Here is a 24,555-nt window from a genome sequence, read left to right on the forward strand (position 1 = left end):
CGATCTTCAGCCCGCAACCATCTCGGCCTTGACCTGCGCCTCCTTGGCCTGGGCATCCGCCAGTCGATACAGCTCGATATGCCCATCCCAGTGCTCAATCAACGCGGTGCACGACTCCACCCAATCCCCGCAATTGAGGTAGTCCACCTCGCCCACCTTGCGAATCTCCGCGTGGTGGATATGCCCGCACACCACGCCGTGCAACTCGCGCTTGGTCACTTCGTGGGCGATGGCTTCCTCGAAGTCGCTGATAAAGCTCACGGCGGTCTTCACCTTGTGCTTGAGGTACGCCGACAGCGACCAATAACCGTAGCCGTAGCGTGCCCGCCAGTGGTTCAGCCAGCGGTTGAGGGTCAGGGTGAATTCGTAGGCCGAGTCGCCGAGAAACGCCAGCCAGCGATGGTAGCGGGTGATCACGTCGAACTGGTCGCCGTGGATCACCAGCAGATGCCGGCCATCGGCGGTCACATGCACCGCTTCGTCCACCAACTGGATATTGCCCAGGATCAGCTTGGAATAGCGGCGCAGAAACTCGTCATGGTTACCGGTGACGTAGATCACCTCGGTGCCGCGCTTGCTCATGGTCAGCAGGCGGCGGATCACGTTGGTATGGGCCTGGGGCCAATACATGCCGCCGCGCATTTTCCAGCCATCGATGATATCGCCCACCAGGTACACCTTGTCGGCGTGGTAGCCCTTGAGAAACCGCGACAAATGTTCGGCCTGGCAATCCCGGGTGCCCAGGTGCACGTCGGAGATCCACAGGGTGCGAACCCGTTGCTTGCGACTGGGTTTGGCGAGCTCGGCGCTGGTCATGGGCATACCTCGAGGGTGTTTTCGCCAGCTTGCTCCCGGGCAATTAATAGCCCATGACAGTCTTGCGTCAGTCAGATGACAACGCCCGCCGCACGTCGGGCGGTGTAAACTGCCGGCCTGCCCGGGAGATTGCGATGAGACCGACCCTCACGCTGCGCCATTACACCCACGACCTGATCGCCCATAGCCATGACCACGCGCAACTGGTGTTTGGCCTGGCCGGCCGCCTGGACTTCGAGGTGGAAGGCATCGGCGGCGAAATCTGCCCGCAAGGGGTGATGGTCCTGCCCTTCTCCACCCATCACAGCTGTGGCAGCCCCCGGGGCAGCCAATGCCTGGTGCTGGATGTGCCCGACGAACAGTGGGTGATGCAATCTTTGGGCGAGCACGCGGATGCCAGTCGCCGCCTGCTGGACCAACCGGCTCGGGTGAAGCTGGATGCCCGCCAGGGCCAATTGGTCAACTGGCTGGCGAGCGGCGCGCTGGATGACCCACTGATTGCCCAGCAAGGCGCGGTGCTGTTGTTGGCTACGCTCAATGGCCAGCCGCCTGCTCAAGCCAGCGCGCGACGCCTGCCCTACGGCGCATTCAACGCACATATCGACCAGCACGCGGCCTACCCGCTGCAGGTCGCGGATCTGGCACGGCTGGCAGATATTTCCGTCGCCCGCCTGCACGCCCGCTTTATCGCCGAATGCGGGTTGACCCCCATGGACTACATCCGCACCCGCCGCCTGCAAATGGCCTGCGGCTTGTTGCGCGACAGCCTCCTGCCCATTGGCGAGATTGCCGCGCGGGTCGGCTATGGCTCGCAAAGCGCGTTTGCCGCCGCCGTGTTGCGCGAGTTCGGCAGCTCGCCCGGAGCCCTGCGCCGGCTCGACAACGGGCGCTAGTCCTGCGATAAAACCGGCGATTCCCACGACAGACACCCAGGCGCCAGGCGCTCTAGACTGGATGCCTGCCTGCTTACTGTTTTAAGGACTGTCATGACTCCCCGCACTGCCTTAGGCGCCCTGCACATCGGCGCACTGATGTTTGGCCTCACCGGCGTCTTCGGCAAGCTTGCCGCCGCCTCGCCCGGCATCATCGTATTTGGCCGTGCCGCTTTCGCGGTAATCGCCCTGGCGCTGTTCGCGCGTTTTGCCAGCAGCACGCCGTGGCAAAAACTCTATAGCACCGACCTGCGGCGCCTGCTGCTCAGCGGCCTGCTGCTGGCCGGGCACTGGGTGAGCTTCTTTATTGCGGTGAAAGTGGCCGGCGTGGCGATTGCGACCTTGGGGTTTGCCACATTCCCGGCTTTTACGGTGATCCTCGAAGGCCTGATCTTCCGCGAGCGGATTCGCGCCAATGAAATGGTGTTGGTGCTGCTGGTCAGCATCGGCCTGGTGCTGGTCACCCCGGACTTCGATCTCGCCAGCCAGGCCACCAGCGGCCTGGTCTGGGCCGTGGTCTCGGGCCTGCTGTTCTCGCTGCTGTCGCTGAACAATCGAGCCAGCGCCAGCATCCCGCCAGTGCAGGCGGCCCTCTGTCAAAACGTGGTGGTGGCCCTGTGTTTATTGCCCTTCGCCGCTCCTGGCCTGGGCGAAGTGCGTGCTCTGGATTGGCTATGGATCGGCCTGCTGGGGGTGTTCTGTACTGGCCTGGCCCACAGTTTGTTTGTCGCCAGCCTCAAAGTGCTCAAGGCGCGCACCGCTGCCGTGGTGTTCGCCATGGAGCCGGTGTATGGCATCACCGTGGCCTGGCTGCTGTTCAGCGAAACCCCGACCCTGCGCATGCTGCTGGGCGGCGCACTGATCATTGCGGCCATCGTGGTCTCGGGCTTGATGAGCCGCCCCGTCAAGGTCAAACAGCCATCAACCATGGCCTGATCTATACTTTTCCTATCCGCAACAGTCAGCTGTCGTTCAACGGATACAGACTCCTCGACGACAGCCGTGAACCTTGAAGTTGCTGCATGCGAGTGGTCGCTCCCCTAACGCTACGCAGGAGTTTCACCATGGACATGTTCATCACCCTGATCATTCAGATCATCAGCGGCGCAGTCGGCGGCAACCTGGCCGGCCTGAGCAAACAAGGCCTGGGCTCCGGGCTCAATACAGTGGTCGGTGGCGTCGGCGGCCTGGTGCTGGGGCAGATCGTCTCGGCCATCAGCGGCCTGCCTCCTGGCGGCGCGCTGGATGTCGCGGCGGTGGGCAGCAATATCGTCGGCGGCGGTGTCGGCGGCCTGGTGCTGACGTTTGTCGTCGGCTGGATCAAAAATAAAATGGCCGCCAAATAAACCCACTGTCACTGCCGGCTGCATGCCGGCAGTGTCGCTTACGAGGTACGGTCGTTGTGCCCCAGGTCTCGCTCTGGATCGATCTGGTCACGTACCCGCTGCTTGAGTACCTTGGCCTCCGGAAAGCCACCATCGGCCTTGCGCTCCCAGATCTGCACGCCGTCGCATGTAATGCGAAACACCCCGCCGGTCGCCGGTTCCAGGGCCACTTTGCCGAGGTCATCGGCAAAGGTGCTCAGCAGTTCCTGGGCCAGCCACGCGGCGCGCAGCAGCCACTGACATTGGGTGCAATAGGTGATGACAATCTCGGGCCTGGATGCGGACATGAAATGAAGAACTCCTGAGATGACGAGACAGGTGGATCGGATGGCTATAATACCGGCCTTTGCCGTCCAGCCCCGAGATTGATGATGCGCCGCCTGTTGTCCTGCCTGTTGCTGTGCCTGCTCCCTGTCCTCGCCCAAGCCGTGGAAGCCCCCCGCCCGAAAATCGGCCTGGTGTTGTCCGGCGGTGCCGCCCGTGGCCTGGCGCACATCGGCGTGCTCAAGGCCCTGGAAGAGCAAGGCATCCATATCGATGCGATTGCCGGCACCAGCATGGGGGCGGTGATTGGCGGGCTGTACGCGTCAGGCTACAAGATCGACGAACTGGAAAAGCTGGCGCTGAGCATCGACTGGCAGTTGGCGCTGTCCGATGCCCCGCCCAGGGAAGACGTGCCGTTCCGGCGCAAACAGGATGACCGGGACTTCCTGATCAAGCAGAAACTGAGCTTTCGCGACGACGGCAGCCTCGGCCTGCCTCTTGGCGTTATCCAGGGTCAGAACCTGGCACTGCTGCTGGAGAGCATGTTCGCCCACAGCAGCAACACCCGCGACTTCGACAAGTTGCCGATTCCATTTCGCGCCGTGGCCACCGATATCACCAGCGGCGAGAAAGTGGTGTTCCGCAAGGGTCACCTGCCCCAGGTGATTCGCGCCAGCATGTCGATCCCCGCGGTGTTCGCCCCGGTGGAACTGGAGGGGCGACTGCTGGTGGATGGCGGCATGACCGATAACATCCCCCTGGATGTGGCACGTGAGATGGGGGTCGATATCGCCATCGTGGTGGATATCGGTACGCCGCTGCGCAGCCGCAAGCAACTGGCGACGGTGGTGGATGTGCTCAACCAGTCCATCACCCTGATGACCCGCCGAAATTCCGAGGAGCAACTCAAGGCCCTGCATCCCGGCGACGTGCTGATCCAGCCACCGTTGGCTGCCTATGGTGTGACCGACTTTGGCCGCGCCAAGGACATGATCGACGCCGGCTACCGTGCCACCCGCGCCCTGGATACCCGCATGGCACGCCTGCGCCCCACCGGCTCGGTAGACGCCGAACTGACCGCCGCCCGCACGCCGGGCCAGCGCAACCCGACGATCACCGCAATCAAGGTAGAGAACGACTCGAAAGTCGGTGACGACGTGATCCGCTACTACATCCGCCAACCCATCGGCGAACCCCTGAACCTGGCCCGCCTGCAATCGGACATGGGCACCCTGTATGGCCTGGATTACTTCGAGCAGGTGCAATACCGCGTGGTGAAAAAGGGCCCGGACAACACCCTGGTGATCAGCGCCCGTGGCAAACGCAGCGGCACCGATTACCTGCGCCTGGGGCTCAACCTGTCCGACGACATGCGCGGCGACAGCGCCTTCAACCTCGGCGCCAGCTACCGGGTCAACGGCATCAACCGCCTCGGCGCCGAATGGCTGACAAGGGTACAGATCGGTGATCGCCAGGAGCTGTACAGCGAGTTCTATCAGCCGATGGATACCGGCTCACGTTATTTCGTCGCCCCCTACATCAGCGCCCAGGCGCAGAACGTCGAACTGATCCTGGATAACGACCCGATCTCCGAATACCGCCTTGAGCGCTACGGGTTTGGCCTGAACGTCGGTCGGCAGATCGGCAACAGCGGCGAAATCCGCTTCGGCGTGGGAGAGGCGTGGGGCAAGGCCGATGTGCGCATCGGCGACCGCGACTTGCCAAGCGTGAGCTTCAGCGAGGGTTTCTATGAACTCAAGTACTCGTTCGACTCCCTGGACAACGTGTACTTCCCCCACACAGGTGAGGACATCGGCCTGGCCTACCGCGAGTTCGAACCGGGCCTAGGCTCCGACCAGCGCTACCGGCAATGGGAGTTCAAACTGGACAAAGCCATGAGCCACGGCCCGGACACCCTGGTACTGGGCGGTCGCTACGGGCGCACCCTGGATGATTCCGACGTGGTGATTTCCAGCTTCCTGCTGGGCGGCGCGCGGCAGTTGTCAGGGTTCCGCCAGGATGCGATTTCCGGGCAGAACATCAGCCTGATGCGCGCCGTCTACTACCGTCGCCTGACCCCACGCTCATACTTGCCACTGGACTTCCCGCTGTACCTGGGCGCCTCCCTGGAACGCGGGCGGGCGTGGAACAACGACAATGAGTTCGACAGTGGCTACATCAACGCCGCGAGCATCTTCCTGGGGTTCGATACGCCACTGGGGCCGTTGAATTTCAGCTATGGGTTTAATGATGACAATCAGAAGGCGGTGTACCTGAACCTCGGCCAGACCTTCTAACGACACTTAGCCAAGACGGAGCGGGCTTGCCCGCGAAAGCAGTGGTTCAGTCACCGAATATATTGACTGACACACCGCTTTCGCGAGCAACCCCGCCCCCACATTTTGATCAGCGACGTAATCGGCTCAGGTCTTTTCCAGATTGGCCAGGATGTGCCCATGGACCCGCATGCACACGCGCATATCCTCTTCATCGACACCCACAAACAGCTCCTGGCGCAGGGCCGTGGCGATGGTCTCGATCTGATCGATCAACGGGCGGGCGGGATCACACAACACAATGCGCTTGGCACGCCGGTCTTCCACCACAGCCTGGCGTTGCACCAGGCCCTGGTTCTCCAGGCTGTCGAGTAGGCGAGCCAATGTTGGCCCTTCAACGCCGACGCTCTGCGCCAATTCGCGCTGGGTCGGTGCTTCTTCAAAACGGGCCAGATGCAGCAGCACCAACCAGCGGGCCTGGGACAATCCCAGCCCCGCCAGGCGGCGATCCAGTTCTGCGCGCCAGCCACGGGACATTTGCGCCAACTGCATGCCAAAACGGTGTTGATCGGTTAACGGCATAAAAAACTCATGGGTTAGACTGAAAATAAAGTATGGCTAATTATTAGTCAGCTAAGCATGACCCATGACAGTAGGCAAGGTTTGCAATGTACTGATTCGTTACATTGTCGTAATTGACACATTAAATCTCGAATTCCGACTGCAAAGCGGCCCGCACACAGTACAAAACGCCCTCGGGCACCCGTCCGGTAAACAGCGGCGCTATATCGCTAACCGGTGGCAATTCACCTTCGCCGTCGAGAAAGGCGTCCTGGATTTCCCCGAGCAAGTCCTCCGGCAGATCTAGAGCCTGCTCCAGAGACAACTGCTGCTTGCCAATGGACTCGGCCAGCAAGGTGTAGACGTTTTTTTCCGAGCATTGCAACTGCCCGGCGATCTGGATCGGCGTCATGCCCGCACGGGCCAGGCTGATCAGTTCGTGGCGAATATCGGCGATTTCCTTCGGTGCCTCGGCCTGGCCGCCAAGGACTTCCAGGAAGGCCTGGCCATAACGCTCCAGCTTGCGCGCACCCACGCCGCTGACCCGGGCCATTTCAGCCATGGTGGTGGGCTGCTCGCGTAGCATTTCCAGCAGGGTGGAGTCGGGGAAAATAACGTAGGGCGGCACGCTGTGCTCTTGCGCCAGCTTGCGCCGCAACGCCCGCAGGGCTTCCCACTGTTCCCGCTCCTCGCCGCGCACCAGTTGGCTGGCCTGGCTGGTGCTGCTGGACTTGGCAGTGGTCTGCGGCTTGAGGTCGCGGCGCAGCTCCAGGCTGACCTCGCCCTTGAGCAGCGGCCGGCAGCTGTCATTCAGGCGCAGGCCGCCATAGCCTTCCAGATCGATATCCACTAGGCCACGGGCCACCATCTGGCGGAACAACGACCGCCATTCGCCTTCAGCCCGCGCCTTGCCCACGCCATACACCGACAGGTGCTGGTGACCGAAACTGCGGATTTTTTCGTTGTCCTTGCCCAGCAGCACATCGACCAGATGCCCGACACCATAACGCTGGCCAGTACGGAAGATCGCCGACAGGCCCTGGCGCGCCGGCTCGGTGGCATCCCAGGTCTGCACGCCGTCCACACAGTTATCGCAATGCCCGCACGGCTGGGGCATGTCTTCGTCGAAATAGGCGAGCAGGGTCTGGCGGCGGCAGCGGGTCTCTTCACACAGCGACAGCATGGCGTCGAGCTTGTGTTGCTCCAGGCGCTTGTGGCGCTCATCGCCTTCGGAGTTTTGCAGCATCTGCTTGAGCATCACCACATCCTGCAGGCCGTAGACCATCCAGGCATCCGCCGGCAGGCCATCGCGGCCGGCGCGTCCGGTTTCCTGGTAGTACGCCTCGAGGGACTTGGGCAGGTCCATGTGCGCAACGAAGCGCACGTTGGACTTGTCGATGCCCATGCCGAACGCAATGGTCGCCACCATGATCAGGCCTTCCTCGTTGAGGAAGCGCTTCTGATGATAGGCCCGCAACTCATTGGGCAGGCCAGCGTGGTAAGGCAACGCGGGGTAGCCCTGCTCGCAGAGGAACGCGGCCACTTCATCGACCTTCTTGCGCGACAGGCAATAGACAATCCCGGCATCGCTGCGCCGCTCCGAGAGGAACGCCAGCAATTGCTTGCGCGGCTGTTCCTTGGGCACGATGCGATAAAAGATATTCGGCCGGTCGAAGCTGGAGAGAAAGCGCTCGGCGTTCTGCAGGTGCAGGCGCTCGACGATTTCTTCGCGGGTACGCTTGTCGGCCGTGGCCGTCAGGGCGATACGCGGCACATTGGGGAACAGCTCGGCCAGTTGCCCCAGTTGCAGGTATTCACGCCGGAAATCGTGACCCCATTGGGAAACGCAGTGGGCTTCGTCGATGGCGAACAGGGAGATTTCCAGGCTCTGCAAAAACGCCAGCATGCGCGGCTGCACCAGACGCTCGGGCGCAAGATAGAGCATCTTCACTTCGCCCCGGCGGATCCGCGCCGCCAGGTCGCGCTGCTGCTCGGCACTCAGGGTCGAGTTCAACGCAGCGGCGGCGACACCCAGTTCTTCCAGGGTGGCCACTTGGTCGTCCATCAGTGCGATCAACGGCGAAACCACCACCGCCAGCCCTTCACGCAACAATGCCGGCACCTGGAAGCACAACGACTTGCCACCACCGGTAGGCATCAGGACCAGCGCATCACCACCGCTGGCCACGCGCTCAATGATCGCACCCTGGCGGCCACGAAAGCTGTCGTAGCCGAAGATGTCCTTGAGGACGCGTTGAGCCTGTTCAAGCATGAAAAACTCCAAATTCCACCGAAATCCCTCTGTACAGGCTGGCTGAAAAAGCGCGCTTGGCCGGGAAATAATCCGTAAGCGAACTTTTCCCGCGACCGCCTCCGGCCTGCAGGGGCATCACAAAACGCGGCAGTATACCCGAGCGCTCCCCCGCACAGGGCGCCACTGACGAATAGCGGCCCATCTGGAAACCCTGCAAATATGCAGTGCGGCTGGCCTGCACGCTCAAGAAGGCCTAGAATTCAGCATCGTTTATTCCCAAGGTAGTCTTTCAATGTCCTTCGCTGAGCAAATAAACCGCCTGCAAGCCTTCCTCGATGCCGATGAGCTGCATGACGAGGCGCTGGACTACGTAGCCGCCCATGGCTACCTGACTGCGCTATCGATCTGCTCGGAGCAGGTCCCTGACCGTGAATGGATCGACGCGCTGTTCGCCGAAGAGCCTCACTACAAGGACGAGGCCCAGCGCACCGAAATCGAAGAAACCCTGGTCCAGCTCAAGGCCCACATCTCCCGCCAACTGGCATCCGATGAAGAGTTCGAGCTGCCATGCGACCTCGACCTGGGCGAAGAGCCGGACGACTCCGACCTGCGCGGCTGGTGCATTGGCTTCATGGAAGGCGTGTTCCTGCGTGAAGCGGCCTGGTTCGAAACCGCCGAGGACGAGGTCAGCGAAATGCTGCTGCCGATCATGGTCGGTTCCGGCCTGTTCGACGACCAGCCTGAATTCGCCGATATCGCCAGCGACGCCAACCTGATGGACGACATGATCGTACAGATCCCGGAAGCACTCACCGCCCTGTACCTGCTGTGCAACGCCCCCGACGAAAAACCGGCGATCCTCAAGCCTCGCCACCACTGAGTCCCCCGCCCGTGGCGCCCATGGGCAACCGCTCGCCGATTGTGCGCTACGCGCTACTGGCCATTGGCTGGTTGAGCGTGGTGCTCGGCGTGATCGGAATCTTCTTGCCAGTCTTGCCGACCACCCCCTTCCTGCTCCTGGCTGCCGGCTGTTTTGCCCGTAGTTCACCGCGCTTTTATGCGTGGCTGGTCAACCATCCGCGCCTGGGTCCCTGGATTCGGGATTACCTGGATGGCAACGGTATCCCTCTCAAAGGCAAGGTGTACGCCATCGGCCTGATGTGGCTGAGCATCGGCCTGTCCTGCTACCTGGTGCCATTGCCCTGGGCACGCGGGTTCATGTTGACCAGTGCGGTGCTGGTGACGATCTATATCCTGCGCCAGAAAACCCTGCCACCACGATCCAACTGACCCGTGGCGAGGGGGCTTGTCCCCCGTTGGGCTGCGCAGCAGCCCCAATAAGTCCCACCAAGTAGTGTCAGGTATACCGGGGGAGATGGTTTTGGGGCTGCTGCGCAGCCCAACGGGGGACAAGCCCCCTCGCCACGACAGCACCGCCCATCCACCCCTGCATGACAGCACCTACCCGACCTTCGTCGACACTGACTAACCCCGAGCATCATGCGAGACTGTCGCCCCGGGCCTGGAATGCCTGGGTGTTCTTATGTCCGGAGTCCTCATGACGCTGTCCAGCGGGCTGATCGCCGCCGTTGCCCTGGCCTATATGGCCATTATGTTTGCCATCGCCTTCTACGGTGACCGCCGCCACGCGCCGCTGCCGCCACGGGTGCGTGCGTGGGTGTATAGCCTGTCGCTGGCGGTGTACTGCACCAGTTGGACCTTCTTCGGCGCCGTAGGCCAGGCCGCCGAACAATTGTGGGCTTTTTTACCGATCTACCTGGGACCCGTACTGCTGCTGGTACTCGCGCCCTGGGTCCTGCAGAAAATGGTGCTGATCAGCAAGCAGGAAAACATCACCTCCATCGCCGACTTCATCGCCGCGCGCTATGGCAAATCCCAGTCCCTGGCGGTGGTGGTGGCGCTGATCTGCCTGGTAGGTGTGCTGCCTTATATTGCCCTGCAACTCAAAGGCATCGTGCTGGGGGTCAACCTGCTGATTGGCGCCGGCGCCGATGCCACCGGCACACGGGCCCAGGACACCGCCCTGATTGTGTCCCTGGTGCTGGCGCTGTTCACCATTGTGTTCGGCACACGCAACCTCGACGCCACGGAGCACCACCGTGGCATGGTCCTGGCGATTGCCTTTGAATCCCTGGTCAAGCTGTTCGCATTTCTTGCTGTCGGCGCGTTTGTCACCTACGGCCTGTACGACGGTTTCAACGACCTGTTCAGCCAGGCAATGCTCGCGCCGAGGCTGGAGGAGTACTGGAAAGAGACGGTGAACTGGCCATCCATGGTGGTGCAGACCGGGGTGGCGATGATGGCAATTATCTGCCTGCCCCGGCAGTTCCACGTCACCGTGGTGGAGAATATCGAGCCCCAGGACCTGCGCCTGGCCAAGTGGGTGTTCCCGGCCTACCTGGTGCTGGCCGCGCTGTTTGTGGTGCCGATTGCCCTCGGCGGCAAGATGCTGCTGCCAAGCTCGGTGCTACCGGACTCCTACGTGATCAGCCTGCCCCTGGCCGAAGCCCATCCGGCCCTGGCGCTGCTGGCATTTATCGGCGGTGCTTCGGCGGCGACCGGCATGGTCATCGTCGCGAGCGTGGCGCTGTCGACCATGGTCTCCAACGATATGCTGTTGCCCTGGCTGCTGCGTCGCACCAACGCCGAGCGCCCGTTCGAAGTCTTCCGCCACTGGATGCTCTCGGTACGCCGGGTCAGCATCGTGATTATTCTGCTGCTGGCCTATGTGAGTTATCGCCTGCTCGGCTCCACCGCGAGCCTGGCGACCATCGGCCAGATTGCCTTTGCCGCCGTGACCCAACTGGCGCCTGCAATGCTCGGCGCGCTGTACTGGAAGCAGGCCAACCGTCGCGGCGTGTTTGCCGGCCTGGCGGCGGGCACGTTCCTGTGGTTCTACACCCTGGTGCTGCCAATTGCCGCCCATAGCCTGGGTTGGTCGCTGAATATCTTCCCTGGCCTCTCCTGGCTGCACGGCAACCCGCTGGGGCTGCCGATCACGCCGCTGACCCAAGGGGTTGTGCTGTCCCTGGCCGGTAACTTCACTCTGTTTGCCTGGGTCTCGGTCCTCTCGCGCACTCGGGTATCAGAGCATTGGCAGGCCGGGCGGTTTATCGGCCAGGAAACCAGCCAGCGCGCCAGCGCCCGCTCCATGTTGTCGGTGCAGATCAATGATCTGTTGAGCCTGGCGGCGCGCTTTGTCGGCGAGGAACGGGCGCAACAGAGCTTCATCCGCTTCGCCTACCGCCAAGGCAAGGGCTTTAACCCCAACCAGAATGCCGACAACGACTGGATCGCCCATACCGAGCGGCTGCTGGCAGGCGTACTGGGTGCCTCATCCACGCGGGCGGTGGTGAAAGCAGCGATTGAAGGCCGCGAAATGCAGCTGGAGGACGTAGTCCGTATCGCTGACGAGGCCTCCGAAGTGCTGCAGTTCAACCGGGCACTGTTGCAAGGTGCAATCGAGAACATCACCCAGGGCATCAGCGTGGTGGATCAGTCCCTCAAGCTGGTGGCCTGGAACCGCCGCTACCTGGAACTGTTCAACTACCCCGACGGACTGATCAGTGTCGGGCGGCCGATTGCCGACATTATTCGCTACAACGCCGAGCGCGGCCTGTGCGGCCCCGGTGAGGCCGAAGTCCACGTGGCGCGGCGCCTGCACTGGATGCGCCAGGGCCGCGCGCATACCTCGGAACGGCTGTTTCCCAACGGACGCGTGATCGAGCTGATCGGCAACCCGATGCCGGGCGGCGGGTTTGTCATGAGTTTCACCGACATCACCGCCTTCCGCGAGGCCGAACAGGCCCTGACCGAGGCCAATGAGGGCCTGGAACAGCGCGTCACCGAGCGCACCCATGAGCTGTCGCAACTCAACGTCGCGCTGACCGATGCCAAAGGCGTAGCCGAATCGGCCAACCAATCGAAAACCCGCTTCCTCGCTGCGGTCAGCCATGACCTGATGCAGCCGCTCAACGCTGCGCGGCTGTTCTCGGCCGCCCTCTCCCACCAGAGCGAAGGATTGTCCGGCGAGGCTCGGCAGTTGGTGCACCACTTGGACAGTTCGCTGCGCTCGGCCGAAGACCTGATCAGCGATTTGCTGGATATCTCGCGCCTGGAAAACGGCAAGATCAATCCCCAGCGCCAGCCGTTTGCCTTGAGCGAACTGTTCGATGCCCTGGGCGCAGAGTTCAAGGTGCTGGCCCAGGAACAAGGCTTGCGCTTCCGCCTGCGTGGCAGCCGCTTGCGCATCGACAGTGATATCAAGCTGCTGCGGCGCATCCTGCAGAATTTCCTGACCAACGCCTTCCGTTATGCCCACGGCCCAGTGCTGCTGGGTGTACGACGCCGTCGCGGTGAGTTGCGTCTGGAGGTGTGGGACCGTGGACCGGGGATTCCACTGGATAAGCAGAAAGTGATCTTCGAAGAGTTCAAGCGCCTGGACAGCCACCAGACCCGTGCCGAGAAGGGCCTGGGGCTGGGCTTGGCGATTGCCGACGGGTTGTGCCGGGTACTCGGCCACCGCTTGCGCGTGCGCTCATGGCCGGGCAAAGGCAGTGTGTTCAGCGTCAGCGTGCCACTGGCCAAGGCGCAAACCAGCTTGCAGGTACCGGTCACACCGGACAAGGGCCTGCCACTGAGCGGCGCCCAGGTGCTGTGCGTGGACAACGAAGACAGCATCCTGATTGGCATGCGCAGCCTGTTGAGTCGTTGGGGCTGCCAGGTCTGGACCGCACGTGACCAGGCGCAATGCGCGGCGTTGCTGGCCGAGGGCATGCGCCCGCAATTGGCACTGGTGGATTACCACCTGGACCACGGCGAGACGGGTACCGAGTTGATGGGGTGGCTGCGCGCGCAACTGGCAGAGCCGATTCCAGGGGTGGTGATCAGCGCCGATGGCCGGCCAGAAATGGTGGCCGAGGTGCATGCCGCGGGTTTGGATTACCTGGCCAAGCCAGTCAAGCCTGCTGCGTTGCGGGCGCTGCTGAACCGGCATTTGCCGCTGTAGCTTGTGGGTGCTTTAAACCCAAGCCGATAGGGCTGCTGTGGCGAGCGGGCTTGCCCCGCGTTGGGTGGGGCTGCTGCGCAGCCCAGCGCGGGGCAAGCCCGCTCGCCACAGGGAGAGTCATCAGTTTCTGAGCGTTGTGTAGATACCCGATGCCACATTTGGGCTCTGCGTTTAGTCAGGTAACTGTGCGACGCCATCTTCATCGGTCATCGCTTTCTCCAACAGGTCGGACGGCAAGCCTTTGCTCGCGCGCGCGCCCAGCAGCTTCAACTGCTCGACCCGGCTGACCAGATTGCCGCGACCATCTGTGAGCTTATTGCGCGCTGCACTGTAAGCCTTATCCAGTTGCTGTAATCGATTGCCCACTTCGTCCAGGTCCTGGATAAACAGCACGAACTTGTCGTACAGCCAGCCGGCGCGCTCGGCGATTTCCCGGGCGTTCTGGCTTTGCCGCTCCTGCTTCCACAGGCTGTCGATCACGCGCAGGGTCGCCAGCAAGGTGGTTGGGCTGACAATCACGATATGCCGGTCGAAGGCTTCCTGGAACAGGTTGGGCTCGGCCTGCAACGCGGCGGAAAACGCTGCTTCGATAGGCACGAACAACAACACGAAATCCAGGCTATGCAGGCCTTCCAGACGCTTGTAGTCCTTGCCGGCCAAGCCTTTGACATGGTTGCGCAACGACAGCACATGCTGCTTGAGAGCGACCTGGCCGATCACCTCGTCATCGGCCGCCACGTATTGCTGGTAGGCCGTCAGGCTGACCTTGGAGTCCACCACCACCTGCTTGTCGCCAGGCAACATGATCAACACGTCCGGCTGGAAGCGCTCGCCATCCGGGCCCTTGAGGCTGACTTGGGTCTGGTACTCGCGGCCCTTCTCCAGGCCGGCATGTTCCAGCACCCGCTCCAGAATCAACTCACCCCAGTTACCCTGGGTTTTCTGCCCCTTGAGGGCGCGGGTGAGGTTGGTGGCTTCGTCCGACAGGCGCAGGTTCAATTGCTGCAGGCGCTCCAGCTCCTTGGCCAGGGAAAAACGCTCGCGCGCCTCGTTCTGATAGCTTTCTTCCACACGCTTTTCGAACGATTGGATGCGCTCTTTCAACGGATCGAGCAATTGCCCCAGGCGCTGCTGGCTGGTCTCGGCGAACCGCTGTTCGCGCTCATCGAAGATTTTCCCGGCCAATTCGGCGAACTGCGCACGCAACTCGTCCCGCGAGCCTTGCAGGTCGTTGAGGCGCTGTTGATGGCTGTCTTGCTGCTCCCGCAGTTCGGCACGCAGGGAGGCCGACAAGGCGTCCAGGCGGCGCAGTTCGCCTTCCTTGGCGCTGCGCTCGATGTTCCAGGCATGAGCGGCATCACGCGCATTGTCGCGGTCGATCTGCAGCAACTCGACTTCCCGGCGGACAGCGGCCAGATCTGCCTGCTTGGCGGCATTGGCCTGGCTCAGGTCGCTGATCTCGTCACGGCTGGCGTCCAGTTGCGCGGCCAGGCCTTCCTGGGCCATCTGCGCCGTCGCCAGGCGCTCCTCCAGCAGTTCCCAACCGGCGCTGCGTGCATTCAGGCGGCGCTGGATCTGCCAGCACAGGACCGACAGAGGCAACACCGCAGCGGCGAGACCCAGTGCAACACTGGTCCAGTCAAAAGCCATAGCCATTCCTGCCATTACGGTAAAAGAGGAAGGTTAACCAAGCGGGCGCTTTGTGGACAGCTCAGTCTTTGATCTGGCCCAGTTCACGCTGGGCGCCCACGTCGCCGGCACGGGCGGCCTGGCGCAGAAGGTCGTGGCCGATGCGGCGGTCTCGGGCATTGCCGCACTCACGACACATCAACAGGCCCAGGCGGCTCTGTGCCACAACCACCCCTTCACGGGCCGGCTGTTTGAGCAAACGCCCGGCAAAATGCTTGATATTGGGGTGATCGCCAATGCGTGGGCTATCCAGCAGCCACAAGGCGACTTTCAAGGAGAAGCGCTTGGGTGCGGTAACACTTGGAGGGTTGTCGGTAACAGAAGATGATACTGAGCGAAACTTCATAAAGCACTGTAGGGCAGAACGGAAGGCGCGCCACTCTACTCCTTTTTTCGTACGGGTAAAGCTGAAAAAAACCTGCACGCCCGTTCTAGAGCAAGCGCTTGGGACAATCCACAGAAGCTGTGGATAACTCAGTGGACAACCGTGCTTTAACTCGCGCAAAGGCCCATGGAACGGGGGCCGCGCTTAAACTGACGATTTTTTCACCAATAAAAAAAAGCCAGACTTTTCATTGACTTAAATTTTCGATGCAGGCATTCACGGGCCAATCCGGCGCAGCACCTTCCCGGTGACACACTGCGCAACCAATGTGCACAACTACCTGCCTGACGGTTATATCCCGCACTTTTGTGGCCCGAGGGCACAACAAAACGTTACGGGCGACACACAAAGGCCACTTTTCAAACGTGCCTGCGCTCGCCACACTGTTCGCCCTACAGCAAGGAGGTGCGCCACTTCATGAAAGGAATCCTGGTGTTCGCGTTATTGCTGTTCGCCGTTTGTGTGATTTCCCTGGGCACCAATGCCGTGCTGCCATCTCCCGACGGCGCGCTGTTTGCCATCGCCATCCTGTTATCGGCCGCTTTCACGGCGGTCAGCTTGTGTATCGAGCTGGGTGACGGACGGGTCAACGACCTGCGCGATGTAGTGAAAGTCATCGAAACCGGCCAATCCCTGCGCTTGACCCTCGCCGCCTATGCACTGGGATGTTCATTGGCCGCAGCGTCCACGGTGCTGATTTATCGCGGGCTGATGGGCGGCTGATTGAAGTATTTTTGCTAACACACTTGCTTTAGCTGTTTCAAGCCATTAGTATCCGCAGCGTTAGTACCAAGCTGAAAGTCAATTCTGGTCGAACTAATCCCCGCGACGTAGCTTCCCTAAAGAGAAGTTCTGTCAATCTTGATGGGATCGACCACCTCGATGGTTTCCAGGTATCACTTGCGACGACACTGCCTTTGAACAATGCAAAGGGTGTCGCGAAGTATCCATACTCTGACCGAACCAACCTGCAAATTGATCAGGATCTTCACCCTGGGCCCAGAACCTTTGCCCCTGTTGTGTTGCCTGCCCTCCTAAGTACCTACCTGCCAGCCCAAGCGCGCCAAACTATTTAGCGCTTCAAACTGGCTGCTTTGTTCCAGTCGGGTTCTTCGCATGATCAATGGTGATCAGCGTCACTGGAACGTTTTAACGTTGCACGGTTCTTATCCGTGTCATTTGTAGGAACACCAATAATATGTCCACTCAAATCCATACTCAGGATGCCATTCGCACCCTAACCAATGCTTTTGCTCCAATGAACTGCCTGATCATGGCCGCTCGCAAAGGCTGCTTCAGCTTCACCCTGGTCAACGAACACGGCATCGCTCGTCATAGCGAACGCCTGTACCCCGATCAATACTCCAGCGCAGAACCGCTGCAGGCCGTGATCGAGCGTACCCGTCAGGCACTGGTTGCCTGATTGACCCGACGCTGAACATCGAAAACCCTGCCCGCAAGGCAGGGTTTTTTATTGCCCGCGATTCGGCTTTTTTAGCGGTTCCCCTTAGGCCAAACAGATATAACGCTTATAACCCGTAGCCGGAAATATTTTAAAAACAGTCCTTTACGTCGTGAATCTGACACTACACTTCAACTCAGGCGGCATGTCCCGCCTCCGGCGAGCCTGAGATCCGATTCACCGCTGCCAAGCCCCCCCCCTTCTCAGGCCTCGTCGACCACTTTCACGGTTTCGAGGGTTTTATGGGCATTGCCGCCGGCGAGTTGTGTCGTTATGTGATCCGACCCACGTTGATTTACCTGGGCCGCCACAGCCAGACCGCAGAAACCCTGCTGCTGGGGGTCGCCGCCAGCCAATCGGAACTGGGCTCTGCCTTGCACGACAGGCGCGGCCACGGCCTGTATCGCATTACCGAACCGCGCCACAGGGCCCTGTGGGACGACTACCTGGCCCTCGACCCAGAGCGCGCCAGCCTGGTGCGTGGCCTCGCCAGCCAACATGCTTTCCTCAGCGGGCCGCAACTGGAGCTGACGGTCAACCTGCGCTACGCCACCGCCATTGCCTGGCTGCTGGTGGAGCAACATCGCCCCGAACTCCCCCAGCCCGACGACTTGCTCGCCATGGCCCGTATCTGGAAAGAAATTTTTCACCCCCAGGGCCGGCTGCGCGATTACACCCTGGCCTGGCAAACCTGTGTAAACCCAATGAATCAGGTCGCCTGCTGATCGGGCACTTTGCAAGATTCGGCAAAAATCGGCAATTTTGGTCGGATTGTCCTACAAAACCGCTCTATCTCCTACATTACAGCCTATAGCGCTGCGTTAATTTTATTGGTACTTTCCGCAGCGGTGATCACCTCGGAGTTCTAATAATGAAAAAAGTAATGCTCAAGACCACACTTAGCCTCGCCGTTGCCATGGCCTCTTCCCAACTGTTCGCCAGCGGCTTTGCCCTCAACGAACAAAGCGTCAGCGGTATGGGTACCGGGTTCGCAGGCCGTTCTTCTTCTGCCGATGATGCAAGCACTGTTTATGGCAACCCTGCCGGTATGGCTCGCCTTGAAGGCCAGCAAGTCACCGGCGGTGTTGCAGCGATTGATGCGTCCACTGATATCAAAGATGTCAGCGGTCGCTCCCGCGGCACCAACAAGGGCGACATGGTCCCCTTCACGGCGGTACCGTTCGGCTTCTACACCAACAAACTCAATGACCAGTGGGCAGTCGGCTTTGGTGTGTACGCACCGTTCGGCCTGATTACCGACTACGAAAGCGGCTATCAGGGCCGTGGCTTTGGCAGCAAAAGTGAAGTGCAAGTCATCACTTTCCAGCCGACCGTCAGCTATGCCTTCAACGACCGGGTTTCCGTCGGTTTTGGCCCAACCTTCAACCGCATTGCCGGCACCCTGGAATCCGAGCTGACCCTCAACCCGGCCGTGCCAGATACCAAGATCAAGATCAAGGGTGACGATACTGCCATTGGCTTCAACGCCGGCGTATTGGTCCAGGCGACCGATTCCACCCGCGTCGGCCTGACCTACCACTCGAAGGTCAAGTACAAGCTTGAAGGCCACACCGAAGTCAACGCGCCTACTGCGACCTCCAGCGCCCTGGCAACCGGCCGTTATGACGCGTCGCTGAAAATCGACACGCCTGAATCCTGGGATCTGTCGGTTACCCAAGACATGAACGACGCCTGGAAGCTGTATGCCGGTGCTACCTGGACTCGCTGGAGCCGTCTGAAGGACATCACCGTCAACAACAAAGGCGTGACAGCAGCCGGTGGCGGCCTCGCCCCAGGTCTTGTGGGCACCATCAAGGAAGACCAGAACTGGCACGACACCTGGGCTTATGCCGTGGGCACCTCGTACCAGTTGACCAAGCAGGTGGTGCTGCGTACCGGTTTGACCTTCGACCAGTCGCCAACCAACAACACTGATCGTTCGCCACGTATCCCTACCGGCGACCGGACCATCTTCAGTGTTGGCCTGGGCTATGCCGTCATGGATAACATGACCATCGACCTGGCCTACTCCTACCTCAAGGAAGAAGAAGTCAGCGTCAACCGCTCCAACGCTCTGGCAAGCTACAACGCCAAGTACAAAAACAGCGCCAACGGTTTTGGCCTGGGCATGACGTACAAGTTCTGATCCAACGCTGCATAAAAAAGCCCCGCACTCCTGCAAAGGAGGCGGGGCTTTTTAGTGGCCGATAATCAGGGCTTGGAAGCCAGCGCCTGCTCCACGGCCTCGATCAGTTCCGGACTGTCCGGCTTGGTCAGGCTGGAGAAGCTGGCGATCACCTTGCCCTGGCGGTCCACCACGTACTTGTAGAAATTCCACTTCGGCGCGTTGCTCTGCTCGGCCAGGACCTTGAACAGGTGTGCCGCATCCGGGCCCCTGACCTTCTGTGGCTCGGTCATGGTGAAGGTCACGCCGTAGTTCACATAGCAGACCTTGGCCGTCTCTTCGCCCGTCTTGGCTTCCTGCTTGAAGTCATCGGAAGGCACGCCAATCACTTCCAGGCCGTCGCCCTTGTAGCGCTGATACAACGCCTCCAGGCCTTTGAACTGCGGGGCAAACCCACAAAAGCTGGCGGTATTGACGATCACCAGGGGCTTACCTGCAAAGCGCTGGCACAGGTCGATGGACTCCTTGGCGCGTAACTTGGGCAATTGACCTTCGAGCAACGACGGACAATCGGCGGCCATGGCGACACCGCCAAAAGCCACCATCAGGGCAGGTACTGCAAGCCAGCGCTTCAACATGTCGAGGGTCCTTGGACAAAGTCAGGCAAGCAACTTAACAGATCGCCATGCCCAGTTGCATCAACGCCAGCCCGCTACGCTGCCAGCCCCACCAGGCCAGCAGCAACAGCGTCAGTAACCCGGCTGCGCCAAACCAGTATCCGATCGAATTCATGCTACCCCCATCTGCGCCTGCAGCCTTGCCACCGGTCGCTCACGCACCGGCCAGTTCAGGGCGGCCGCGACCAGGCTCAGCACAATCGCCACCTGCCAGATCAAATCGTAGTTGCCCGTTCGATCATAGACCACGCCCCCCAGCCAACCGCCCAGGAACGAACCTAGCTGGTGAAACAGGAACACAATCCCGCCCAGCATCGACAGGTTTCTGACCCCGAACAAGGTCGCCACCGTACCGTTGGTCAGCGGCACAGTCGACAGCCACAAAAAGCCCATGGCCATGCCGAACAGGTAGGCGCTCATCTGTGTCACCGGCGCCCACAGAAACAGCACTATCACCACCGCCCGCAGCAGGTACAACGCCGTGAGCAAGCGTGGCTTGGACATCCGCCCACCGAGCCAGCCCGCCGTGTAGGTGCCGAAGATATTGAACAGGCCGATCAGCGCCAGCACCGTAGTGCCGACGGTCGCTGGCAGATGCTGATCCACCAGATAGGCCGGCAAGTGCACGCCGATAAACACCACCTGGAAACCGCAGACAAAAAAACCAAAGGCCAGCAACCAGAACCCGGAATGGGAACAGGCTTCCTGCAGGGCCTCGCGCAGAGTTTGCTGACCGGCCATGACCGGTAGCGGGCGGTCCTTGATCATCGTCACCAAGGGCACAATCAGCGCCACCAGCAGGCCCAGCACCAGCAAGGCCGCGGACCAGCCCAGCCAGCCGATCAGGCCCAAGGTGCCCGGCAACATGGCGAACTGGCCGAAAGAGCCGGCAGCACTGGCGATGCCCATGGCCATACTGCGTTTTTCCGGGGCCACGGCACGCCCTACCACACCGAGGATCACCGAGAACGAGGTACCGGACAGGCCGATACCAATCAGCAAGCCGGCACTCAGGGACAGCGACCACGCCGAATCAGACAAGCCCATGAACACCAGGCCCAAGGCATAGAGCACGCCACCGATCATCACCACTTTGGCCGCACCAAAGCGGTCGGCCAGGGCCCCGGTAAACGGCTGCACCAGGCCCCAGATCAGGTTTTGCAAAGCGATGGCGAAGGCAAAGGTTTCACGGCCCCAGCCGAACTCGGCGCTCATGGGCGCCAGGAACAGGCCAAAGCCATGCCGTACGCCCAGGGAAAGAGCCAGGATCAGCGCACTCCCGACAAGAATCCAGCCACTGGTACGCCACATCGAGGTCATTATTATTCTCCGCCTGCGGGTATATACCCGCTTGTATTCGAACTAGCCCGCGTTTAAGCGAGTTCGTCCAGCAAGGCCAACAGGGTTTCGCGTTTTTGCACACCCAATTTATCGATCAATTTCTGCTGCGCCGCTTCCCAGGCCGGCAAAGCGGCCGTCAGGCGCTGCTTGCCTTCCTCCGTGAGCACTACCAGGCGATTGCGCAGGTCATCGCCCTCGACCAACCGTACCAGGCCTTCACCTTCCAGCACCCGCAGGTTACGCCCCAGGGTGCTGCGGTCCAGGCCCATGGCATCGGCCAGGCTGGAAATGCTCGGCTGGTCCAGGCGCTGCAGATTACACAGCAGGGAATACTGGGCGACGTTGATCCCGAAGCCATCGAGGGCGCCGTCGTAGTGCCTGCTGACGCCACGGGCGGCACGACGCAGGTTGGTGCATAAACATTGGGAGGCAAGCATGGAACGTGTATATACCCGCGATTAAGGAAATGCAAGAAAGTGTTACAGAGCCAGGCCGATCAACACTGCCACTTCGAGCAGCTCCAGCAAGGCGCCGGCCGTGTCACCGGTCGTGCCACCCAGTCGATTGATCATCACTTGGCGCAGCCCCATAAAGCAGATGGCAGCGAGCAGGACGGCGATCCCACCGCTGAAACCACCGATCAACACACAGGCCAGACCGGTAAGGATCAGTACTTGTTGCCCGACAATCCGCGGCAAATGGTCGGCCAGCGCCTGGCCCAGTCCCCCGGCACGCACATAGCGAGTCGTGAGGAACAACGCCAGCAGCGAACCGCGACCGATCAATGGGGCGAGGATCAACGCAGCGCCGTTGTGTTGCTCGATCAGCGCTACCAGCGCGGTGAATTTGAGCAGCAGCACCAAGCCCAGGGTGACCACGGCAATCGGGCCGCTGCGCGGGTCCTTCATGATGGTCAGGGTGCGCTCGCGGTCGCCAAAGCCCCCCAGCCACGCATCGGCACTGTCCGCCAGGCCATCCAGGTGCAGGCCGCCACTGAGCAGCACCCACACCGTCAACAGCAGCGCCGCGTGCAACAGCAACGGCGCGCCCATCAACAGCGTGCTCAAGCCCCACAGCAGCAGCCCGAACAGCAGGCCCACCAACGGATAAAACAGCAGCGAACGCCCCAGTTCCTGCGGTTGCGGCATGCCTGGCAGGCGGATCGGCAGGCTGCTGAGAAACTGCAAGGCAATCCAGAATGGCAACATCAGGCGCCCTCGCTCAACACGCCATCGGCCTCGACCCGCAGGCTGAACAAGCCGCCGTGCCCCACCTCGACATTCAACAACTGTTCACGGGGCAAGCCACGGGCCTGGGCCAGCAATAAACGCATGACACCGCCATGGCTGATCAGCAGCACCCGTTGCCCGGCGTACAACTGGTGCAGGCGCAGGACCGCACCGTGTACGCGCCGGGAAAACCCTTCGACAGGCTCGCCATCTGGCGGCGTAAAGCTATACGGGTCAGCCCAGAACAGCCCCAGTGCCTCGGCGTCGGTTTCCATCAACTTCGCCGCGCTCTGCCCTTCCCAGGCACCGAAATGCAGCTCCTGCAGATCCGGCTCCAAGCTCACCGGCAAATCCAGCCGTGCGCCCAACTCTTCAGCAAAACGCGCGCAACGCTGCAGCGGCGAACTGACCAGGCGATCCCACGGCCCGCGCGCCAGCACCGCCTCGCGCATCTGCGTCCAGCCCTTGGCCGTCAGCGCATCATCCAGGCTGCCGCGCAAGCCGCCGCCCAGTTCGGTTTCGCCATGGCGCAGCAGGTCCAGGTGCAAGGTCATGCCGGGCGATCCGCCACTGCCGCCTCAGCAAACGTCGCCATCTGCCCGTGCAACGCACAAGCCAGGCGCAACAGTGGCACCGCCAGCGCCGCGCCGCTGCCCTCGCCCAGGCGCAGGCCCAGCTCCAGCAGCGGCTCGGCTTGCAGGCTTTGCAGCACGTGGCGATGACCCGGCTCGGCGCCCCGGTGGCCGAACAACAGCCATGGCCGGCAGGACGGGTTCAGACGCGTGGCGACCAGCGCCGCGACGCTGCAGATAAACCCGTCGACCAATACCACCACGCCCGCTTGGGCGCAGGCCAGATAAGCCCCCACCAACCCGGCAATCTCCAGGCCACCGAGGTTGAACAGGGTCTGCAACGGGTCACCGCGCTGCCCCGCATGCAGTGCCAGCGCGCGCTCGATCACCGCCACTTTGTGGCTCACGCCCTGGGCATTCAGGCCGGTGCCGGGGCCGGTCAGGTCGCTGACCTGGCAATCGAGCAGCGCACAGGCCAGCGCGCTGGCGGCAGTGGTGTTGCCGATGCCCATTTCGCCGCCAATAAACAGCTGCGTACCGGCGCTGATCGCGCGCTGCACGCTGTCACGCCCCGCCGCCAAAGCCAGCCGTCCCTGGGCCTCGGTCATGGCCGCGCCCAGCACGAAGTTGGCCGTGCCGGGGGCGATATTCAGGTGGCGCACGCCCGGCAGGTCCAGCGATGGCGTGACCGTGCCCAGGTCCAACACTTCCAGCCGTGCATCCAGTTGGCGCGCCAACACGCTGATCGCCGCGCCACCACTGACGAAGTTATGCAGCATCTGCGCGGTGACTTCCTGGGGATAGGCCGAGACACCTTCCGCGACCACGCCGTGATCGCCGGCAAAGATGCTGATCCACACGTGATCGACCATCGGCTTGACCCGGCCCTGCAAACCGGCCAATTGCACCGCCAGCGCTTCCAGTTGGCCCAGGGACCCGGCGGGTTTGGTCAGTTGTTGCTGGCGGGCCAGCGCTTGTTCATAGGCCGCAGCGTCCAGCATCTTGCAGGGGTCCAGCCACCAGGATTGGCTCATAACGCAGTACCTTTCAAAGTCAGGGGCAGGCCCGCAACGGTCAGCACGACACGCTGACAATGCTCGGCCAGGGCTTGATGCAGCCAACCGGCTTCATCCACGTAGCGGCGAGTCAATTCGCCCAGCGGCACGACACCCAGGCCGGTCTCGTTGCTGACAAAAATGATTTCCCCCGGCAGCGACGCCAGGCAGTCCAGCAGTTGTTCACGCTCCACGCCCAGGCGCTGCGGGTCGTCGAGCATCAAAAGGTTGGTGAGCCACAAGGTCAGGCAATCCACCAGCAGGCACTGGCCGGGGGCGGCGTGTTCGCGCAGGACCCGGGCCAGTTCCAGCGGCTCTTCGATCAGGCCCCAATGGCTTGGGCGACGTTGGCGATGCAGTGTCACGCGCGCATTCATTTCACCGTCCAGGGGCTGGCTGGTGGCGATATACGTGACAGGCATGGCGCTGTCGCTGGCGAGTTTTTCCGCCAGGCGGCTCTTGCCGGAACGGGCGCCGCCGAGGATCAGTTGCAACATGGTCAA

General features: G+C 61.7%; 24 protein-coding genes. 11 read left to right on the forward strand and 13 right to left on the reverse strand.

Going from position 1 to position 24,555, the window contains the following annotated elements; genetic code table 11:
- Window positions 1-6: 6 nt before the first annotated feature.
- Window positions 7-816 carry a UDP-2,3-diacylglucosamine diphosphatase gene (locus HKK57_RS02150; protein WP_029292463.1) on the reverse strand — a complete coding sequence of 270 codons (810 nt, stop codon included), beginning with the start codon at window positions 814-816 and terminating at the stop codon, window positions 7-9.
- 134 nt (window positions 817-950) lie between these two features.
- Here HKK57_RS02150 and HKK57_RS02155 point away from each other — a divergent pair, with 134 nt between their 5' ends.
- From HKK57_RS02155 to HKK57_RS02165, 3 genes are all read left to right on the forward strand, one after another.
- Window positions 951-1,709: a helix-turn-helix transcriptional regulator gene (locus tag HKK57_RS02155; protein WP_169389711.1), complete on the forward strand. Its 759-nt coding sequence runs from the start codon at window positions 951-953 to the stop codon at window positions 1,707-1,709.
- Between the two features lie 93 nt (window positions 1,710-1,802).
- Window positions 1,803-2,684, forward strand: coding sequence for a DMT family transporter (locus HKK57_RS02160; protein ID WP_029292458.1), 882 nt, complete (start codon window positions 1,803-1,805; stop codon window positions 2,682-2,684).
- A 128-nt stretch (window positions 2,685-2,812) separates the two neighbouring features.
- Window positions 2,813-3,094, forward strand: a complete 282-nt coding sequence (locus tag HKK57_RS02165) for a hypothetical protein (RefSeq protein ID WP_029292456.1) — start codon at window positions 2,813-2,815, stop codon at window positions 3,092-3,094.
- Window positions 3,095-3,132: 38 nt separating this feature from the next.
- Here the strand turns inward: HKK57_RS02165 and HKK57_RS02170 are convergent, their stop codons facing one another.
- A complete protein-coding gene (locus HKK57_RS02170) occupies window positions 3,133-3,420 on the reverse strand; it encodes a SelT/SelW/SelH family protein (RefSeq protein WP_029292454.1) in 288 nt (95 codons plus the stop codon).
- A gap of 84 nt (window positions 3,421-3,504) precedes the next feature.
- Here HKK57_RS02170 and HKK57_RS02175 point away from each other — a divergent pair, with 84 nt between their 5' ends.
- Entirely contained in the window at window positions 3,505-5,694 is a 2,190-nt protein-coding gene (locus HKK57_RS02175) for a patatin-like phospholipase family protein (protein WP_169389712.1), read from the forward strand.
- A 126-nt stretch (window positions 5,695-5,820) separates the two neighbouring features.
- Here HKK57_RS02175 and HKK57_RS02180 read toward each other — a convergent pair whose 3' ends face one another.
- Complete coding sequence (locus HKK57_RS02180) at window positions 5,821-6,255, reverse strand: MarR family transcriptional regulator (RefSeq protein WP_029292449.1); 435 nt, start codon at window positions 6,253-6,255, stop codon at window positions 5,821-5,823.
- 121 nt (window positions 6,256-6,376) lie between these two features.
- Window positions 6,377-8,506, reverse strand: a complete 2,130-nt coding sequence (gene recQ / locus HKK57_RS02185; RefSeq protein ID WP_029292447.1) for a DNA helicase RecQ — start codon at window positions 8,504-8,506, stop codon at window positions 6,377-6,379.
- 274 nt (window positions 8,507-8,780) lie between these two features.
- Here recQ and HKK57_RS02190 point away from each other — a divergent pair, with 274 nt between their 5' ends.
- From HKK57_RS02190 to HKK57_RS02200, 3 genes are all read left to right on the forward strand, one after another.
- Window positions 8,781-9,368 (forward strand): UPF0149 family protein, encoded by a 588-nt coding sequence (locus HKK57_RS02190; protein ID WP_029292445.1) that lies wholly within the window; start codon window positions 8,781-8,783, stop codon window positions 9,366-9,368.
- Between the two features lie 20 nt (window positions 9,369-9,388).
- Window positions 9,389-9,778, forward strand: a complete 390-nt coding sequence (locus HKK57_RS02195; protein WP_070995438.1) for a YbaN family protein — start codon at window positions 9,389-9,391, stop codon at window positions 9,776-9,778.
- A 268-nt stretch (window positions 9,779-10,046) separates the two neighbouring features.
- Window positions 10,047-13,517 (forward strand): hybrid sensor histidine kinase/response regulator, encoded by a 3,471-nt coding sequence (locus HKK57_RS02200; RefSeq protein WP_092234488.1) that lies wholly within the window; start codon window positions 10,047-10,049, stop codon window positions 13,515-13,517.
- 171 nt (window positions 13,518-13,688) lie between these two features.
- Here the strand turns inward: HKK57_RS02200 and rmuC are convergent, their stop codons facing one another.
- On the reverse strand, window positions 13,689-15,053 hold the full coding sequence (gene rmuC, locus HKK57_RS02205; RefSeq protein ID WP_167362643.1) for a DNA recombination protein RmuC: 1,365 nt from the start codon (window positions 15,051-15,053) through the stop codon (window positions 13,689-13,691).
- A gap of 175 nt (window positions 15,054-15,228) precedes the next feature.
- Entirely contained in the window at window positions 15,229-15,552 is a 324-nt protein-coding gene (locus HKK57_RS02210; RefSeq protein ID WP_029292437.1) for a sel1 repeat family protein, read from the reverse strand.
- Between the two features lie 456 nt (window positions 15,553-16,008).
- Here HKK57_RS02210 and HKK57_RS02215 point away from each other — a divergent pair, with 456 nt between their 5' ends.
- The 4 genes from HKK57_RS02215 to HKK57_RS02230 all read left to right on the forward strand — a co-directional run bounded on the left by HKK57_RS02215 (window position 16,009) and on the right by HKK57_RS02230 (window position 19,199).
- Entirely contained in the window at window positions 16,009-16,314 is a 306-nt protein-coding gene (locus tag HKK57_RS02215; RefSeq protein WP_029292434.1) for a hypothetical protein, read from the forward strand.
- 475 nt (window positions 16,315-16,789) lie between these two features.
- A complete protein-coding gene (locus HKK57_RS02220; protein ID WP_007898912.1) occupies window positions 16,790-17,014 on the forward strand; it encodes a hypothetical protein in 225 nt (74 codons plus the stop codon).
- A 281-nt stretch (window positions 17,015-17,295) separates the two neighbouring features.
- Window positions 17,296-17,778, forward strand: a complete 483-nt coding sequence (locus tag HKK57_RS02225) for a hypothetical protein (RefSeq protein ID WP_092234485.1) — start codon at window positions 17,296-17,298, stop codon at window positions 17,776-17,778.
- A gap of 146 nt (window positions 17,779-17,924) precedes the next feature.
- Window positions 17,925-19,199 (forward strand): OmpP1/FadL family transporter, encoded by a 1,275-nt coding sequence (locus tag HKK57_RS02230; RefSeq protein ID WP_169389713.1) that lies wholly within the window; start codon window positions 17,925-17,927, stop codon window positions 19,197-19,199.
- 65 nt (window positions 19,200-19,264) lie between these two features.
- On the opposite strand, the gene HKK57_RS02235 is transcribed toward HKK57_RS02230, so the two are convergent.
- The 7 genes from HKK57_RS02235 to cobU form a co-directional block, all read right to left on the reverse strand.
- Complete coding sequence (locus HKK57_RS02235) at window positions 19,265-19,816, reverse strand: glutathione peroxidase (protein WP_029292425.1); 552 nt, start codon at window positions 19,814-19,816, stop codon at window positions 19,265-19,267.
- A gap of 150 nt (window positions 19,817-19,966) precedes the next feature.
- A complete protein-coding gene (locus tag HKK57_RS02240) occupies window positions 19,967-21,166 on the reverse strand; it encodes an MFS transporter (protein ID WP_169391170.1) in 1,200 nt (399 codons plus the stop codon).
- A gap of 62 nt (window positions 21,167-21,228) precedes the next feature.
- Window positions 21,229-21,633, reverse strand: a complete 405-nt coding sequence (locus HKK57_RS02245) for a MarR family winged helix-turn-helix transcriptional regulator (RefSeq protein ID WP_029292421.1) — start codon at window positions 21,631-21,633, stop codon at window positions 21,229-21,231.
- Window positions 21,634-21,675: 42 nt separating this feature from the next.
- On the reverse strand, window positions 21,676-22,404 hold the full coding sequence (locus HKK57_RS02250; protein ID WP_154906371.1) for an adenosylcobinamide-GDP ribazoletransferase: 729 nt from the start codon (window positions 22,402-22,404) through the stop codon (window positions 21,676-21,678).
- Window positions 22,404-22,979, reverse strand: coding sequence for an alpha-ribazole phosphatase family protein (gene cobC / locus HKK57_RS02255; protein WP_070995882.1), 576 nt, complete (start codon window positions 22,977-22,979; stop codon window positions 22,404-22,406). The genes HKK57_RS02250 and cobC overlap by 1 nt, the downstream gene beginning before the upstream one ends.
- Window positions 22,976-24,031, reverse strand: a complete 1,056-nt coding sequence (gene cobT / locus HKK57_RS02260) for a nicotinate-nucleotide--dimethylbenzimidazole phosphoribosyltransferase (protein WP_169389714.1) — start codon at window positions 24,029-24,031, stop codon at window positions 22,976-22,978. The genes cobC and cobT overlap by 4 nt, the downstream gene beginning before the upstream one ends.
- The gene (gene cobU, locus HKK57_RS02265) at window positions 24,028-24,549 is read right to left on the reverse strand and encodes a bifunctional adenosylcobinamide kinase/adenosylcobinamide-phosphate guanylyltransferase (RefSeq protein ID WP_169389715.1); all 522 of its coding nucleotides are present in this window, start codon (window positions 24,547-24,549) and stop codon (window positions 24,028-24,030) included. Before cobU ends, cobT begins: the two co-directional genes overlap by 4 nt.
- Between the last annotated feature and the right edge of the window lie 6 nt (window positions 24,550-24,555).

It is taken from the genome of Pseudomonas sp. ADAK21, from assembly GCF_012935735.1.
Classification (GTDB): domain Bacteria; phylum Pseudomonadota; class Gammaproteobacteria; order Pseudomonadales; family Pseudomonadaceae; genus Aquipseudomonas; species Aquipseudomonas proteolytica.